The sequence below is a fragment of the Herbaspirillum seropedicae genome, assembly GCF_001040945.1.
Lineage (GTDB): Bacteria > Pseudomonadota > Gammaproteobacteria > Burkholderiales > Burkholderiaceae_D > Herbaspirillum > Herbaspirillum seropedicae.
The window spans coordinates 5463478-5478840 of sequence record NZ_CP011930.1; the positions used below are offsets into that span (position 1 = coordinate 5463478).

Annotated in this window: 15 protein-coding genes; 6 read left to right on the forward strand and 9 right to left on the reverse strand. The window is 65.5% G+C overall.

The genetic code is table 11. From position 1 onward, the window contains the following. Positions 1-75: 75 nt before the first annotated feature. Positions 76-762, reverse strand: coding sequence for a GTP cyclohydrolase II (ribA, locus tag ACP92_RS23800; RefSeq protein WP_013236677.1), 687 nt, complete (start codon positions 760-762; stop codon positions 76-78). 236 nt (positions 763-998) lie between these two features. On the opposite strand from ribA, the gene ACP92_RS23805 reads away from it, so the two are divergent. Both ACP92_RS23805 and ACP92_RS23810 read left to right on the forward strand, forming a co-directional pair. Continuing rightward, the gene (locus ACP92_RS23805) at positions 999-2630 is read left to right on the forward strand and encodes a GMC family oxidoreductase (RefSeq protein ID WP_013236678.1); all 1632 of its coding nucleotides are present in this window, start codon (positions 999-1001) and stop codon (positions 2628-2630) included. Between the two features lie 33 nt (positions 2631-2663). Then, positions 2664-4082 carry a coniferyl aldehyde dehydrogenase gene (locus ACP92_RS23810; RefSeq protein ID WP_013236679.1) on the forward strand — a complete coding sequence of 473 codons (1419 nt, stop codon included), beginning with the start codon at positions 2664-2666 and terminating at the stop codon, positions 4080-4082. 6 nt (positions 4083-4088) lie between these two features. Here the strand turns inward: ACP92_RS23810 and ACP92_RS23815 are convergent, their stop codons facing one another. From ACP92_RS23815 to ACP92_RS23830, 4 genes are read right to left on the reverse strand one after another with little or no spacing between them, the layout of a single operon-like run. Then, positions 4089-4838 carry a Fic family protein gene (locus ACP92_RS23815; RefSeq protein ID WP_013236680.1) on the reverse strand — a complete coding sequence of 250 codons (750 nt, stop codon included), beginning with the start codon at positions 4836-4838 and terminating at the stop codon, positions 4089-4091. Positions 4839-4856: 18 nt separating this feature from the next. Beyond that, on the reverse strand, positions 4857-5849 hold the full coding sequence (lipA, locus tag ACP92_RS23820) for a lipoyl synthase (protein WP_013236681.1): 993 nt from the start codon (positions 5847-5849) through the stop codon (positions 4857-4859). A gap of 40 nt (positions 5850-5889) precedes the next feature. Next, positions 5890-6582, reverse strand: coding sequence for a lipoyl(octanoyl) transferase LipB (gene lipB, locus ACP92_RS23825; protein WP_013236682.1), 693 nt, complete (start codon positions 6580-6582; stop codon positions 5890-5892). A gap of 35 nt (positions 6583-6617) precedes the next feature. Further along, positions 6618-7007 carry a DUF2917 domain-containing protein gene (locus ACP92_RS23830; protein WP_013236683.1) on the reverse strand — a complete coding sequence of 130 codons (390 nt, stop codon included), beginning with the start codon at positions 7005-7007 and terminating at the stop codon, positions 6618-6620. Between the two features lie 184 nt (positions 7008-7191). Between ACP92_RS23830 and gcvA the strand changes: the two genes are divergently transcribed. Then, positions 7192-8112, forward strand: a complete 921-nt coding sequence (gcvA, locus tag ACP92_RS23835) for a transcriptional regulator GcvA (RefSeq protein ID WP_013236684.1) — start codon at positions 7192-7194, stop codon at positions 8110-8112. Positions 8113-8200: 88 nt separating this feature from the next. Here the strand turns inward: gcvA and ACP92_RS23840 are convergent, their stop codons facing one another. Next, the gene (locus ACP92_RS23840; RefSeq protein ID WP_013236685.1) at positions 8201-8482 is read right to left on the reverse strand and encodes an HP0495 family protein; all 282 of its coding nucleotides are present in this window, start codon (positions 8480-8482) and stop codon (positions 8201-8203) included. Positions 8483-8729: 247 nt separating this feature from the next. Between ACP92_RS23840 and ACP92_RS23845 the strand changes: the two genes are divergently transcribed. Together ACP92_RS23845 and ACP92_RS23850 are read left to right on the forward strand one after the other, a co-directional pair. Further along, positions 8730-9332: a ComF family protein gene (locus ACP92_RS23845; protein WP_232284886.1), complete on the forward strand. Its 603-nt coding sequence runs from the start codon at positions 8730-8732 to the stop codon at positions 9330-9332. 73 nt (positions 9333-9405) lie between these two features. Beyond that, complete coding sequence (locus ACP92_RS23850) at positions 9406-9939, forward strand: hypothetical protein (RefSeq protein WP_232284887.1); 534 nt, start codon at positions 9406-9408, stop codon at positions 9937-9939. A gap of 16 nt (positions 9940-9955) precedes the next feature. Here ACP92_RS23850 and ACP92_RS23855 read toward each other — a convergent pair whose 3' ends face one another. Together ACP92_RS23855 and ACP92_RS23860 are read right to left on the reverse strand one after the other, a co-directional pair. After that, positions 9956-10804 (reverse strand): D-amino acid aminotransferase, encoded by an 849-nt coding sequence (locus tag ACP92_RS23855; protein WP_013236688.1) that lies wholly within the window; start codon positions 10802-10804, stop codon positions 9956-9958. Between the two features lie 126 nt (positions 10805-10930). Further along, a complete protein-coding gene (locus tag ACP92_RS23860; RefSeq protein WP_013236689.1) occupies positions 10931-12721 on the reverse strand; it encodes an ABC transporter ATP-binding protein/permease in 1791 nt (596 codons plus the stop codon). Between the two features lie 236 nt (positions 12722-12957). Here ACP92_RS23860 and ACP92_RS23865 point away from each other — a divergent pair, with 236 nt between their 5' ends. Further along, entirely contained in the window at positions 12958-14622 is a 1665-nt protein-coding gene (locus ACP92_RS23865; protein WP_013236690.1) for a methyl-accepting chemotaxis protein, read from the forward strand. 9 nt (positions 14623-14631) lie between these two features. On the opposite strand, the gene ACP92_RS23870 is transcribed toward ACP92_RS23865, so the two are convergent. Beyond that, positions 14632-15288, reverse strand: coding sequence for an HD domain-containing protein (locus tag ACP92_RS23870; protein ID WP_013236691.1), 657 nt, complete (start codon positions 15286-15288; stop codon positions 14632-14634). Positions 15289-15363 lie beyond the last annotated feature (75 nt).

Consider the following 15363-nt stretch of genomic DNA (forward strand, 5'->3'; position numbering starts at 1 on the left):
GCAGACCGCGACGGGCAAAAAAAAAGACGGACCGAAGTCCGTCCGCCTGTACCAAGGTGTAGGAAGGGCGCGCCCTCACTCGTTGTCGTGGGCGTCCAGCGGCGTCTTCTCGGGCGCTTCCTCGACCTTGCCCATGCCGGGCAGCAGGTGGCCCAGCTTGCGCGCCTTGGTGCCGAGGTAGCCGATGTTGAAGGGATTGTGGTTGGCAATGAGGGCAATGCGCTCGGCCACGGTGATGCCGCTGTCTTCCAGCGCCTTGACCTTGCGCGGGTTGTTGGTCATCAGGCGCAGGCTGGTGATCTTCAGGTGCGCCAGCATGGGCAGCACGATGGTGTAGCGCCGCATGTCGGCGGGGAAGCCCAGGCGTTCATTGGCCTCCACCGTATCGGCGCCCTGGTCTTGCAGGTGATAGGCGCGGATCTTGTTCAACAGGCCAATGCCGCGGCCTTCCTGGCGCAGGTAGAAGAGCACGCCGCGGCCTTCCTTGGCGATCTTCTTCAAGGCCGCTTCCAGCTGGGCGCCGCAGTCGCAGCGCTGGGAGAACAGGGCGTCGCCGGTCAGGCATTCGGAATGGACGCGACCCAGCACGGGCTGGCCGTCACCGACCTCGCCCAGGCTCAGGGCCAGATGTTCCTTGCCGGAAACTTCATCATAGAAGGCGTGCAGCTCGAAGGTCGCCCAGGGCATGGGCAACTTGCACGAACTGACGAAGACCAGTTTTTCTTCCGGCGCGATAATGGCCGGTGCGATCGGTGAGGACATGACAACCTGCTTTCGAATCGAATGCTCAGAACCGCGTATCTTACCTTGCGGCCGCGTTTATTTCAGCGCGCCCCCCCCGGCGGTGAAGGCAATTGTGCAATTCATGCAGGGAATTTGAACAGGCCGCGCCTGCCGGGTCATAATGCCCCTCAATCCGGGATACACCGGCGCGGCGCCGACCTCTGCAGGCAGCGCCACCCTTGATCGCCGGACAACGATAAAAAAGGGAGACAACCGTGCTGTTCGATTACGTCATCGTCGGTGGCGGCTCGGCGGGCGCCACGCTGGCCGCGCGCCTGTCGGAAGATCCGCGCATCTCGGTCTGCCTCCTGGAAGCGGGCGGCCAGGGCGACAGCCTGCTGGTGCGCACGCCGGCTGCCGTGGTGGCCATGCTGCCCGGCTATGGCAAGCTCAACAACTGGGCCTTGCAGACCACGCCCCAGCCCGGCCTGAACGGCCGCCGTGGCTACCAGCCGCGCGGACGCGCCCTGGGCGGCTCCTCGGCCATCAACGCCATGCTCTATGTGCGTGGCCAGCGCCAGGACTACGACGGCTGGGCGCAGGCCGGCTGCCCCGGCTGGGACTGGGAATCCGTACTGCCCTACTTCAAACGCGCCGAAAACAATGTGCGCGGGGCCGATGCCTGGCATGGCGCCAGCGGCCCCTTGCAGGTGTCGGAGCAGAACCGGCCCCGCCCGATCACCCGCGCCTTCATCGAGGCCGGCCAGGCGCGCGGGCATCGGCTGTGCCAGGACTTCAACACGGGCGACAACGAAGGCGTGGGCCTGTACCAGGTCACGCAATTCCACACGCCCGCCCATCGCGGCGAGCGCTGCTCGGCGGCGGCGGCCTACCTGCATCCGGTGATGGGACAGCGTCCCAACCTGAGCGTGCTGCGCCAGGTGCGCGCGCAGCGCCTGCTGTTCGAGGGCAAGCGGGCAATCGGCGTGGCCTACCGGCAACAGCAGGGGGATGCCCAGGTACGCGCGGCCCGCGAAGTGATCATCGCCGCCGGCGCCTTCGGTTCGCCGCAATTGCTGCAACTGTCGGGCGTGGGCCGGTCCGACGACATCCTCCCGCACGGCATCGCCCTGCATCACCCGCTGCCCGGCGTGGGCCAGAACCTGCAGGACCACCTCGACTTCACCCAGGGCTGGACCACCCGCGACACCGACAATTTCGGCCTGGGCGTGGTCGGCGGCCTGCGCCTGCTGGGCCAGCTGCTGCCCTGGAAGCGGCACGGCGAAGGCCTGATCGCCACGCCCTTCGCCGAGGGTGCGGCCTTCCTCAAGACCCGGCCGGAACTGGACCGGCCCGACATCCAGCTGCATTTCTGCATCGCCATCGTGGATGACCATGCAAGAAAGCTGCATGCCGGTTATGGCTTCTCCCTGCACATGTGCATGCTGCGTCCGCATTCGCGCGGGCGCGTGGGGTTGCAGTCGGCCGACCCGATGGCCGATCCGCTGATCGATCCGGGCTATCTCTCCGACCCGCGCGACCTGGCGACGATGATCGATGGCGCGCGCATGGCCCGCCAGATCGTCATGACCGAACCGCTGCGCCACTACTGCCGGCGCGAGCTCTTCGGCGGGCGCGACGACATGGATGACGCACAATGGGAAAGCATGATCCGCCACCGCGCCGACACCATCTACCACCCCGCCGGGACCTGCCGCATGGGCGAGGACGCGATGGCCGTGGTCGATGCGCAATTGCGCGTGCATGGCCTGCAAGGCCTGCGCGTGGTGGACGCCTCGGTCATGCCCACGCTGGTCAGCGGCAACACCAACGCCCCGACCATCATGATTGCCGAGAAGGCGGCCGACATGATCCGCGCCAGCCACGAACAAGCCCGGGCGGCCTGACGCCGCGCCAGCAAACACTGCAAGGATGCATCAATGACCGACACCACCGCTGCACGATTGCAGCAGCTCTTCACAGCGCAACGGCAGGCCTTTGCTGCCGACAGCGATCCCTCCCATGCGCTGCGCATGGACCGGCTGGCGCGCCTGCAAGCCTTGATGGAAGAGCATGAAACCGCCCTCATCGCCGCCATCGATGCCGACTTTGGCGGCCGCTCGCCGCATGAAACCCGCATGGCCGAGCTGTTCGTGCTGCGCGCCGGCCTGCGTCACGCGCAATCGCACCTCAAGCGCTGGATGCGTCCACAGCGGGTGGCTACCGCCCTGCACTTCCTGCCCGGCAGCAACCGCCTGCTGGCGCAGCCGCTGGGCGTGGTGGGCGTCATCTCACCGTGGAACTATCCGCTGCAACTGGCCCTGGGACCGGCGCTGGCCGCGCTGGCAGCGGGCAACAGGGTGCTGCTCAAACCCTCGGAACTGACACCCCGGCTCTCGGCCTTGCTGGCCGAGCTGGTAGCGCGCTACTACGCCCCCGAGGAGATGGCCGTGGTCACGGGAGACGCCGCCATCGGCCAGGCCTTTGCGGCCCTGCCCTTCGATCACCTGTTCTTCACCGGCTCGACCCAGGTCGGTCGCCAGATCGCGCAACTGGCGGCGGCCAACCTGACGCCGGTGACCCTGGAACTGGGCGGCAAGTCGCCGGCCATCCTCGATCGCTCCTGCCGTCTGCACAGCAGCCTGCAACGCATTGCCTTCGGCAAGCTGCTCAACGCCGGCCAGACCTGCGTGGCCCCTGACTACCTGCTGGTCCCACGCGGCCAGGCCGCCGGCGTGGCGCAGGAACTGGCGCAGGCCATGGGCCGGCTCTATCCGCGCCTGCACGACAACCCGGACTACACCGCCATCATCAGCCCGCGCCATCGTGCGCGCCTGCAGGCGCTGGTGGAGGAAGCGCGTGGCGGCGGTGCGCAGGTGATCGAAGTCAACCCGGCCGGGGAAGAGCTGGGCCACAGCCGCAAGCTCGCGCCCACGCTGATCCTGGGCGCGACGCCATCGATGCGGGTGATGCAGGAAGAGATCTTCGGGCCGGTGCTGCCCATCCTCGAATACGATCAAGCGGAGGACGCCATCGCCCAGGTGCGCCAGGGACCGCGCCCGCTGGCCTTGTACTGGTTCGGCGAGGATGCGGCGCGGCGCGAGCAGATGCTGCGCCAGACCCATGCGGGCGGCGTGACCATCAATGACTGCCTGTGGCATCTGGTGCAGGAAGAGCAGCCCTTTGGCGGCGTCGGCGAAAGCGGCATGGGCGCCTATCATGGCCGCTGGGGCTTCGATACCTTCAGCAAGCGCAAGCCGGTGTTCCGGCAGGCGCGCTTCAACGGCGGGACGCTCTTGCATCCGCCGTATGGAAAGACGTTTGAGCGGGTGTTGGGGTTGATCAGGCGATTGAGCTGATGCCGCTCATCCGGGCGCGGGTAGCAGATCCAGATACAAGCGCAGCGAACGCTGCACACTCTCGGCCACCAGCGCGATGATGGCCGCATGGTCACCGCTGACGCAGGCCTCGTCGAGGGCGTCGTAATACGCCAGACGATCTTCCTTGCGGATGACGGCCGGCGGATAGCCGGATTTCATCAGTTCGAGATTCAACAGCAGACGACCGGTGCGGCCGTTGCCATCGACAAAGGGATGGATCTTCACGAAGCGCGTATGCAATTGCGCTGCACGTTCGACCGCATGCAGACCGCCGGCCTGCTGATACCACGCCAGCAATGCGCGCATTTCATCGTTGAGATGCAGGAAATCCGGCGGGGTGGTACTGGCGCCAGCGATCACCACGTTTTCGCGGCGATAGCGGCCCGCCTCGTCCGCGTCGATACCCTTGAGGACCAAACTGTGGATATCCTTGATGTGCGCTTCGCTCAAGGGCTCGTTGCCCGCGACGATCTGTTCCACCAACAGGATGGCGTCGCGATGATTGATGGCCTCGAAGTGCTCTCGCAGCGACTTGCCGCCGACGGTGATGCCTTCCAGCACCACCTTGGTTTCGCGCAGGGTCAGCGTGTTGTCCGCGAGAGCATTGGAATGGAAAGTCCAATCCAATACCAATTTCTCGCGCAGAGATGCTTGCGTATAGGGAGGTAGAGGTCGCGCCGCATCGAGCGCTGACTTTGCAGCATCGACTGCGACGTGCTTGTCGGCCGGTGACATGGCCCTCTACGAAAATGGTCAGACCAACCCGTGCGCCTGCTGATCCGCATGGTAGCTCGAGCGCACCATCGCGCCCACGGCGGCATGCACGAAGCCCATCTTGTAGGCTTCTTCCTCGTACATCTTGAAGGTGTCGGGGTGCACATAGCGACGCACCGGCAGGTGATCGCCGCTGGGCATGAGGTACTGGCCAATGGTCAGCATATCGACGTTGTGGGCGCGCATGTCGCGCATGACCTGCAGCACTTCCTCGTCGGTCTCGCCCAGGCCCACCATGATGCCGGACTTGGTCGGCACGTCGGGATGCAGGTCCTTGAAGCGCTTCAACAGGCTCAGCGAATATTCGTAGTCCGAACCCGGACGCGCTTCCTTGTAAAGGCGCGGTGCGGTTTCGAGGTTGTGGTTCATCACGTCCGGCGGGGCCATCTTGAGGATCTCCAGGGCGCGGTCCATGCGGCCGCGGAAGTCCGGGGTCAGGATCTCGATGCGGGTCTCGGGCGACAATTCACGTACACGCTGGATGCAGGCTGCGAAGTGCGCCGCACCGCCGTCGCGCAGGTCGTCGCGGTCCACGCTGGTGATGACCACGTAGGACAGGCGCAGCTGGGCGATGGTCTTGGCCAGGTTTTCCGGTTCGTTGGGGTCCAGCGGATCGGGGCGGCCGTGGCCGACGTCGCAGAAGGGGCAACGGCGGGTGCACTTGTCACCCATGATCATGAAGGTCGCGGTGCCCTTGCCGAAGCATTCGCCGATGTTGGGGCAGGAAGCTTCCTCACAGACCGTCACCAGGTTGTTGGCGCGCAGGATGTCCTTGATCTCGTAGAAGCGGGTGGTGGGCGAGCCGGCCTTGACGCGAATCCAGTCCGGCTTCTTCAGCTTTTCGGCGGCCACCACCTTGATCGGGATCCAGGCGGTCTTGCCGGCGCCCTTCTGCTTGTCCAGCGGATTGGCGCGCGCCGAGCCGGTGGCATTGGAGGAAGAATCTGCTGCGGGAGTGAGTTCGGTCGTCATGTCGGTCGTTCCGGCCCCGGGCGCACGCGGCGCGTGAGGCTCAAGCCATGCCCGCGAAGCGGGCGATCAGTTGGTCGGCAAGCAAGTCCTGGACATCGGCCAGCCGGGCATTGGCAGCCCCGAGGGTCTGCATGTCCACGGTGGCCAGGCCTTCGTAGCCGCAGGGGTTGATCCAGGAAAACGGCGCCAGGTCCATCGCCACATTGAGCGAGACACCATGGTAGGTGCAGCCATTGCCCCGTATCTTCAAGCCCAGCGCGGCCACCTTGGCGCCCTGCCAGGGGCCATCGGCGGCATAGATGCCGGGCGCCCCTTCCTTGCGTACACCGGCCAGATTATACGCCGCCAGCGTGGCGATGACCGCCTCTTCGATGTTGTGCACGAATTCGCGGGCGAACAGGCGCGCCCCGCTGCGGTTGCGGCGCAGGTCCATCAACAGGTAGATCACCACCTGGCCGGGGCCGTGGTAGGTGACCTCGCCGCCACGGTCGGTCTGGACAATGGGGATGTCGTGCGGATTCAACACATGGGCGCGGTCAGCGCCCAGGCCCAGCGTATAGACGGGCGGATGCTCGACGATCCAGAGCTGGTCGGGGGTGTCGGCGGTGCGCGCATCGGTATAGGCGCGCATGGCGGCGAAGCTGGCCTCGTAGGGCTCGACGCCGCGCCGGACGATCTCGGGCCGGCGGGCGCCAGCAGGCGTGGCGCTGGCGGGTGGTAGTGCGGTTTGCATGCCCGCCAGTGTAGCGAAATTCCCTGCCGCCTGTTTCAGAACCAGCGGATCAGGCCATGCGGCAGGAGCCTGGAGACACGCACCGTCTCGCCACAGCTCGGCGGCGTGGCCGACGAGGTCGATGAGGCCACGGGCGGACGGCCCGGCCCGCGCAGCCAGCGCAGCAGGCGGCGGCCCCAGCCGGGCTGCATCTGCAGGTCGAACTCGGCCGCCCCGTGCGCCGCTTCCAGCACGGCCAGGCCGCGTCCCTGGATATCGAAGCTGCGCCCGGCGCTGAGCCACACATCGGCCCCGCCCTGCTCCACCGTCAGCCAGACCAGCCCTTGGTGGACGCGGATGCACGCGGCGCCATGCAGAACCAGTGCATGGGTCTGGCCGGCGGCGAGCCGGATCGTCGTGGTTTCGGTTGCGAACGGAATTGACATGACTGCAAATCCTCCTGTTGCGCCGGACAAGCCGCTCCCCTGCCGTCCTGCCTGTCAGGAAGTCGGCCTGGAGGGGCGATGCCGGGGATGTGGTTGAATGTGCTTCCATTGTAGGAAGCTGCCCAGCCGCAACAAAACGATATATATTGCGCGTCATTGCGAATGAAATTCACAAGGACAAACCATGGCCGACCTCCGCAAACTGCCCAACCTGGCCGCGCTGCGCGCCTTCGATGCTGCTGCGCGCTACGAGTGCTTCTCGCGCGCGGCCGAGGAAGTCCACGTCACGCCGGGGGCGATCAGCCACCAGGTGCGGGCGTTGGAAGAAGACCTGGGCCTGCAGCTGTTCCTGCGCCATGGCAAGCGCATCAGCATCACCGAGACCGGGCAGCGCTTTGCCGCCACGATCCGCAAGTCGCTCTCGGAAATCGCGCTGGCCGCCGAGCATCTGCGCAGCCAGAACCGTCAGCAGCGGCTGGTGATCTCGACCACGCCCTCGTTCGCCTCGCGCTGGCTGGCCCCGCGCCTGTGGCGCTTCATCGATGCGCATCCGGAGCTGGAGGTGGTGCTGCAATCGGCCGCGCATCTCAACGACCTGCGCCTGGATGGCATCGACGTCGGGCTGCGCTTTGGTCGCGGCAACTACAGCGGACTGGTCAGCGAGAAGCTCAGCGATGACTACTACTATCCGGTGGCCGCGCCGGGCTATCGCGGCAAGCGCAGCAAGAAGCTGGCGCGTCCGGCAGACCTGGCGCACTGTAGCTTGCTGCGGGTGGACTCGCGCGAATCATGGCAGCCGTGGCTGGCCGAGGCCGGGCTGGAACTGCCCGAACCCACCGGCGGCCTGCTGGTGGAAGACTCTTCGCTGACGCTGCGCCAGGCCGCCGAGGGCAAGGGCGTGGCGCTGGCGCGCCATGTGATTGCCTCGCAGGAGATCAGCACGGGCGAACTGGTGCGGCTGTTCGACGTGGTCGTTCCCAGCGAGGACGCCCACTACTTCGTGCACCTGCCCGAAGCGCTGGAAAAACCGGGCGTGGCGGCGTTCAAGGAATGGATCTTCGAAGAGATGCGGCTGTTCCACGCCAGTGCGGCCTGGCCTGGCTGAAGGGCGCAAGAGCGGCCTGGCCGCCCATGAAAAAACCGGCGCGCCTGGCAGGGCGACGCCGGTTTTTTTCATCTGCCGAAGCGGCGGATCAGAGCACGAACTTGACCATCTCGTGGTTGGACAGGGCGCGATAGATGTTGTCGAGCTGGGTGCGGCTGGTGGCTCGCACGGTCAGCGTGAGCGACAGGTACTTGCCCTGCGTGGACGGACGCATCTCGACCTTGCCGGCATGGAACTCAGGGTCGTGCTCGACGACCATGGCGACGATGGTTTCGGCAAAGGCGTCGTGCGTGATCCCGACCACCTTGATGGGAAAGTCGCTGGGATACTCGATCAGGGATTCTTCAGGGGAGATAGTGGGCATAGTCATGGCAAACCGCCTTGGCGTTGTCCGCCCGGGCGCTCCTGGTTTCAATGCTCCCAGATGGGGATGAACCGGCAGGCTTCAAGCGGGTGGTAGGGGTGGGGAATGCCTGCATTCTACGCCATGCGGGCGGGCTGACGTGCAGAAAACGTCAGGGTCGCGCCAGCCGCTGTAGCACGGCGGACGAAAAAGGGGAGCAAAAACCAACGCTCAGCGATTGATGACACTCGCGTCACGACCCAAGAATGCTTGCTTGCACAACAACAAGCGGTGGGCTATGCGGGTCAATGTCAAAGCGCTAAAGGGCCGATTCGACCGTGGCTACGCCCTCGACAAGCATTCCCTGTTGAGCACGCCGCGTGGGCATGATGCGTTTGGCCACCTGCAATGGAATACCAGACGTAGCGAGGTGGGCGAAGCGCTCTACCAGTTCAAGTACCGGTCACAGCAGCACCATGTCGTGCCGCTGGCGCAGGCCGTGCAATCGCACATCCTGCCCTTGCTGCCGGACTTCCGGCTGATCGTTCCGATGCCGGCGTCCACCCTGCGGACCAGACAGCCTGTGGTGGCGCTGGCGCACGCGTTGGCGACGCTCGCATGCAAACCCGTGTGCCGGCTGCTCAGCAAGTCAGTGGGCAAGTACCCATTGAAGGATCTGTCGCGGCGCGCGGACAAGGACGCTGCGCTGGCAGGGCTACTGAAACTGCACCGTCTCGTCGCAGGCCCCGGTGGCTGGAATATCTTGCTGCTCGACGATTTGTACGACAGCGGAGCCTCTCTCGACGCCGCCACCGATGTACTGCGCACGTATGAGAAAATCCACGAAATCTACGTGGCCACGCTGACCTGGAGGTAAGCCGATGACAACCGTTTTTATTGCTGGCTCCATCAGCATCCGGCAACTTGCGCCCAAGGTGCAAGAGCGGATCATGAATATCGTGCGCCAGGATTTCGAGATCGTCGTCGGTGATGCCGACGGAGTCGACACCTTGATCCAGCAATTCCTCCAGGACCTGAAGTATCCGCGTGTGACCCTCTTCTGTACCGGAAACGCGCCGCGCAACAAGCTCGGTAACTGGCCGGTGCAGCCCGTGGCCAGCCGTCATGCGCCGGGCTCCCGCGCTTACTTCACCGCCAAGGATCTGGCCATGGCCGAGGCCGCCGATTCCGGCCTGATGATCTGGGACGCAAGAAGCAGCGGTACGCTCAGCAATGTGATCGAACTGCTCGACCGCAAGAAGTATTGCTGGACCTTCGTCGATACACAGCAGGTCTTCCACGCCGTCAAGGGAGCAGCGGCGTTGGAAGCCTTGATTGGATACATGACGCCCTCAGCTCGACGACAAGCGGAGGCCAGGATCGGCCTGGGCAAGAAAATGGCAGCCCTGTCCTCACGGGAACAGCAGATGAGCCTGCTGCGGGAAGACGTGCACACTGCGCAGTCTTCCTACGCCTCCGCCTAGCCAACGGCCACGACAGTTACAGGCGCGCCTTGGCCGCCTGATAGGCCGCATACACCCGCGCAAACACCGGCCCAGGCCGGCCGCTGCCGACTGGCTGGCCATCGAGCGTGACCACGGGCAACACTTCCTTGCTGGCCGAGGAAATCATCAGTTCGTCGGCGGCCAGGACTTCCTCGCGGGTGATGCGGCGCGATTCCAGGGCGATGCCCTGCTCGGCGCACAGCTCTTCCATCAGGCCGTAACGGATGCCTTCGAGGATCAGGTTGTCCTTGGGCGGAGCGGAGATCTTGCCATCCTTGACGACCCACACATTGGAGGCCGACGCCTCCGACAGGAAACCGTCGCGGAACTGGATCGCCTCGGTCACCTCGTTCTCGGCCGCGAACTGCGCCGCCAGCACATTGCCCAGCAGTGAGGTGGACTTGATCTGGCAGTTCAGCCAGCGGCGGTCTTCCATCGTCACGCAGGCCACGCCCTTTTCCAGCATCGCTGCCGATGGCAGGGCCATGGGGTTGGTCATGATCAGCACCGTCGGCACCACTTCCTTGGGGAAGGCGTGGGCGCGCTTGGCCACACCGCGGGTGACCTGCAGGTAGATCATCTGGTCCTGCAATCCATTGGCCTGGACCACCTGGTCGATCAAGTCCATCCAGCCGGCTTCGTCATGCGGATTCGGAATACCGATGCCAGCGAGGCTGCGGAACAGGCGCGCCAGGTGCTGCTTGCCGCGGAACGCCTTGCGGCCATACATGGGAATGACTTCGTAGATGCCGTCGCCGAAGATGAAACCGCGATCCAGCACCGGCACACGGGCTTCGGAGAGGGGCGTGAGTTCGCCGTTGAGGTAGACGATGGCTTCGTTCATGGTGGGCTTTCCAGTGTTGATGGTGAGAGTCGGGGCGCGGTGGCATGTCCGCGATGAATCCATTCTGGCATGCAGCCCCACGCCCACCCATGCAAAAACGGTATAACCGTTCCCGCCCGGCCGAGCTCACACCGGCGCCATCTCGACCCGGTGACCACCGCCCTCGCCTTCGCCCGGCGCCACGAAATGCCAGCGCACGTCATGGAAGCGCGCCAGCGTTTCGCGGTGCGCGATGCTGATCACGGTCACGCCCGGCAATTCGCGCGGCAAGGCGGCATACAGGACTTCTTCGGTCTGGCCGTCCATGGCGCTGCTGGCCTCGTCCAGGAACACCAGGCGCGGACGGTTGAGGAAGACCCGCACGAAGGCCAGGCGCTGCTGTTCGCCCGGCGACAGCGCGTGGCTCCAGTTGGCCGCCACATCGAGCCGGTCGGCCAGGTGCGCCAGGCGGCACAGGCCGAGATAGCGCGTGATCAGGGCATCGTCGAAGCTGCCCTCGGCCGCCGGGTAGGACAATGCGGCGCGCAACGTGCCGATGGGCAGGTAGCTGCGCTGCGGCAGGAACATGGCTGGGGCGTCCTGCGGCAACTGGATGCGGCCCTGGCCGTAGGGCCAGATATCGGCCATGGCGCGCATCAGGGTGGACTTGCCGCAACCGGAAGGTCCGCTGATGAGCACGTGTTCGCCGGACTCCACGCGCGCGTCCAGCGCATGCATCATCGGCGCGCCATCGGGGAAGGACAATTGCAGGCCCTGCAGGGTCACGGCGCTGCCGGCATGGGGCGCGACATCGATGTGGCGCGGCATGCCGGCGGCGCGCTCGACATCGGCATTGAAGCCGGCCAGCCGGTTGATGCTGGCCTTCCAGCTGGCCAGCGTGGTGAAGGCATTGATGAACCAGGACAGCGCATCCTGCACCTGGCCGAAGGCATTGCTGATCTGCATGAGCACCCCCAGCGAGATGGCGCCGGAGAAGTAGCGCGGCGCCGAGACCAGCATGGGGAAGATCACCGCGAACTGGCCATAGAAATTGACGGCCACGTTGAGCATCTTGGTCAGCCGCATGATCTCCCACCAGTTGCGGCGGATGTCATCCAGGCGCGCGGTCAACTGGGCGTGCTCCTGCGGTTCGCCGCGATACAGGGCCACGGCTTCGGCATGTTCGCGCACCCTGATCAGGCCAAAGCGGAAGTTGGCCTCGAAGCGTTCCTGGTGGAAGCTCAGGCCCACCAGCGGACGGCCGATCCACCACACCAGGCCGGACCCCACGACGGCATAGGCGATGACGAACCAGACCATGTAGCCCGGAATGACCCAGGACTGCCCCAGTGCAGAAAACGTCAGCGGTCCGCTCACCGCCCACAGGATATGGATGAAGGAAAACAGGGTCACGCTGCTGGAGATGAAACCCAGCACCAGCGACAGGGTGCTGGAAGTGAGCGCCTGCAGGTCTTCGGCGATGCGCTGGTCGGGGTTGTCCGAGAGCCGCCCCTGCTGGCCTTGCTCGATGCGGTAGTAAGCGCGGTGCGCCAGCCAGCGGTCCAGATAGCGCTGGCTCATCCAGTAGCGCCAGCGTATCTGCAGCGCCTGCTTGAGATAGACGCTGTAGATGGCAATGGCCACGAAGATGAACGCCAGCCACGAGAACTGCCACAGCAGCGCCTTGAACTGCGCATAGTCGCGTGACTGCAGCACGTCGTACATGTCGCGGTTCCAGGAGTTCAGGCGCACGTTGATGTAGACCATGCCCAGGTTCAGGGCAATGATGGACAGCAGCAGCGCCCAGGCCTTCCATTTTTCTTCCGAGACCCAGAAGGGCCGGATCAGGGCCCAGATCTCGGCGCGGCTGGCGCGATTGGGCGTATCGAGGGCATGGGGGGAAGGCGGTGTGGCGGACTTGGCGTGAGGATCGGTCATGGCGCAATGGTGGAGGATGAGCTTGGCATGCAGCTTGCCGCGCCAGACTTAAGACAGGCTTAAGTCTGGCGGCCCGGCAGCGCGGCAGCACGGCTATTGCCGCCATCAAAACATTCAATGGCTGAGCTGGCTTGGAAAGCCATCATACTGCCTCATCTGCGGTATATTGCCGCACATCAATTTCCCCCTATCAACCACACAGGCCGGCCCACCGGCCCTTAGCAGGGAGCCTCACCATGAAACCCGCCGCCGACAAACCCGCCTCGCTCTCGGTCGCCACGCGCCTGGCGCTGAGCTTTGCCCTGGTGCTGGCGATGATGCTGGTGCTGACCGTGGTCAGCATTTCCAGGGTCAACGCCATCAACGACAGCCTGACCACCGTCAGCGATGACAACAACGTCAAGCAGCGCTACGCCATCAACTTCCGCGGCAGCGTGCACGACCGCGCTATCGCCCTGCGCGACCTGACCCTGGTGGGCGATACCGAGCTCAAGGACGTGAGCGCGCTCATCAGCAAGCTCGACGCCGACTACCAGCGTTCGGCCAAGCTGCTCGATGAGATGTTTGCCGGCATGCAGGTGCGCCCGGAAGAACGCGCCAGCCTGGACAGCATCAAGGCCGTGGAAGCCCGCGCCATGCCGCTGGCGGCCAAGGTCATCGCCGCGCGCAGCAGCGGCGATGTCGAAGGCGCGCGCCAGCTCATGCTGAGCCAGGCCAAGCCCGCCTTCGTCGATTGGCTGGCCGCCATCAATCACTTCATCGACATGGAAGAAAGCATGAGCCAGGCGGAATCGGCCAAGGCGCGCACGGTGGCGCGGGAGTTCAAGGCCTTCATGCTGGTGCTGCTGGCGGCCGCCCTGGTGGCCGGCACGGTGCTGGCCATGCTGATCACCCGCTCCATCCGTGGCGCGCTGGGCGCCGAACCTGACGAGGTCAAGGAGCTGGCGCTGGCGGTCGACCGGGGCGAGCTGTATCACGCAGCGGCGCTGCCGCTGGCCGGCAAGACGCGGGCGCGCAGCATCATGGCCACGCTCTCCGAAATGAGCGGCAACCTGCGCCACACCGTCACCCGCGTGCGCGACGCCGCTGACGGCGTGGCCACCATCAGCAGCCAGATCGCCGCCGGCAACCGCGACCTGGCCGCACGCACCGAAGACCAGGCCGCTTCGCTGGAAGAGACTGCCTCGGCCATGGAACAGCTCACCGCCACCGTCAAGCAGAACGACAACCACGCCCGCCAGGCCAACCAGCTGGCCCACAACGCTTCCGAGATCGCGCGCCAGGGCGGCGCCATCGTGGACAACGTGGTCGATACGATGGCGGCCATCAATGTGTCCTCGCGCAAGATCGTGGACATCATCGGCGTCATCGACGGCATTGCCTTCCAGACCAATATCCTGGCCCTGAACGCCGCCGTGGAAGCGGCCCGCGCCGGCGAGCAGGGACGCGGCTTTGCGGTCGTGGCCACCGAAGTGCGCAACCTGGCGCAACGCAGTGCGGCCGCCGCCAAGGAGGTCAAGCAGCTCATCGACGACTCGGTCCAGAATGTCGAGAACGGCACGCACCTGGTCGAGCAGGCCGGCCAGACCATGGAACAGATCGTGGCCAGCGTACAGCAGGTCACGGATGTGATGGGCGAGATTTCCTCGGCCAGCCATGAGCAGAGCCTGGGCATCGAGGAAGTCCACAAGGCCATCGCCCTGATGGACCAGGTCACGCAACACAATGCGGCACTGGTGGAACAGGCCAGCGCCGCCGTGGCCACCCTGCAGGAGCAGGCGGTGAACCTGAACCAGGCGGTGGGCGTGTTCCAGCTGGAACGGCCGGATCAGTCGCCGACGCTGCGCACCATCAACGTCAAGGCCGCGCCCGCGCTGGCGATGGACGCACGGGCAGCCTGAGCGCTGCGTTCACAATTCGGCCAGGAAGCCCGTGAGGAAATCGCGCATCCTGGCCTGTCGCTCCCCCGCCAGGCGCGCGCCGCAAGCCGTCTGGAAACCCTCGGCCAGGCGCAGCAGCTTGGCCGGGAAGTGATCCAGCGCATAGCGGCCATCCTCCAGCGGGCGCGCCTGCGCTTGTGGATCGAGCGGTTCGTACAGCGCCGACCCCATCCGCCCGGCCACATAGAAGCAGCGCGCCACGCCGATCATGCCGATCGCATCGAGCCGGTCGGCGTCCTGGACGATCTTCGCTTCCACCGATTGCGGCGTGACCTGCGCCGAATAGCTGTGCGCCTGCACTGCATGAGCGACCGCCTCGATGGCGGCCTCGTCCCAGCGCAGGTCGCGCAATATCTCCCGCGCACGCTGCGCCGACAAGGCCGAGGCCTGGCTGCGCAAGGGCGAGTTCTTCTCCACCCGCACGCAGTCGTGCAACAGCACGGCAGCCAGCAGGATGCGCACGTCCCCGCCCTCTTCCTTCTGCAGGCGGCAGGCATTGTTCCAGACCCGCAACAGGTGCGACAGGTCATGCGAGCCATCACCAGCGTCGTCCATCACATGGGGCAACAGGTCGGCGGCAAGGGTATCGAGCGGGGCGAAGGCGGCGGCAGTCCGGGCAAGCGTCATGAGCGGTGGGCAGAAATCGATGTCAATGCGGCAGTATCGCCGATCATGGCCGATCATGGCGGTAGCGCGTCAGGG

Bases quoted from the DNA above. Each gene is read 5' to 3' on its own strand.
- ribA (WP_013236677.1), bottom strand. From the start codon at position 762: ATGTCCTCACCGATCGCACCGGCCATTATCGCGCCGGAAGAAAAACTG.
- ACP92_RS23810 (WP_013236679.1), top strand. From the start codon at position 2,664: ATGACCGACACCACCGCTGCACGATTGCAGCAGCTCTTCACAGCGCAA.
- ACP92_RS23815 (WP_013236680.1), bottom strand. From the start codon at position 4,838: ATGTCACCGGCCGACAAGCACGTCGCAGTCGATGCTGCAAAGTCAGCG.
- lipA (WP_013236681.1), bottom strand. From the start codon at position 5,849: ATGACGACCGAACTCACTCCCGCAGCAGATTCTTCCTCCAATGCCACC.
- lipB (WP_013236682.1), bottom strand. From the start codon at position 6,582: ATGCAAACCGCACTACCACCCGCCAGCGCCACGCCTGCTGGCGCCCGC.
- ACP92_RS23830 (WP_013236683.1), bottom strand. From the start codon at position 7,007: ATGTCAATTCCGTTCGCAACCGAAACCACGACGATCCGGCTCGCCGCC.
- gcvA (WP_013236684.1), top strand. From the start codon at position 7,192: ATGGCCGACCTCCGCAAACTGCCCAACCTGGCCGCGCTGCGCGCCTTC.
- ACP92_RS23840 (WP_013236685.1), bottom strand. From the start codon at position 8,482: ATGACTATGCCCACTATCTCCCCTGAAGAATCCCTGATCGAGTATCCC.
- ACP92_RS23850 (WP_232284887.1), top strand. From the start codon at position 9,406: ATGAATATCGTGCGCCAGGATTTCGAGATCGTCGTCGGTGATGCCGAC.
- ACP92_RS23855 (WP_013236688.1), bottom strand. From the start codon at position 10,804: ATGAACGAAGCCATCGTCTACCTCAACGGCGAACTCACGCCCCTCTCC.
- ACP92_RS23860 (WP_013236689.1), bottom strand. From the start codon at position 12,721: ATGACCGATCCTCACGCCAAGTCCGCCACACCGCCTTCCCCCCATGCC.
- ACP92_RS23865 (WP_013236690.1), top strand. From the start codon at position 12,958: ATGAAACCCGCCGCCGACAAACCCGCCTCGCTCTCGGTCGCCACGCGC.
- ACP92_RS23870 (WP_013236691.1), bottom strand. From the start codon at position 15,288: ATGACGCTTGCCCGGACTGCCGCCGCCTTCGCCCCGCTCGATACCCTT.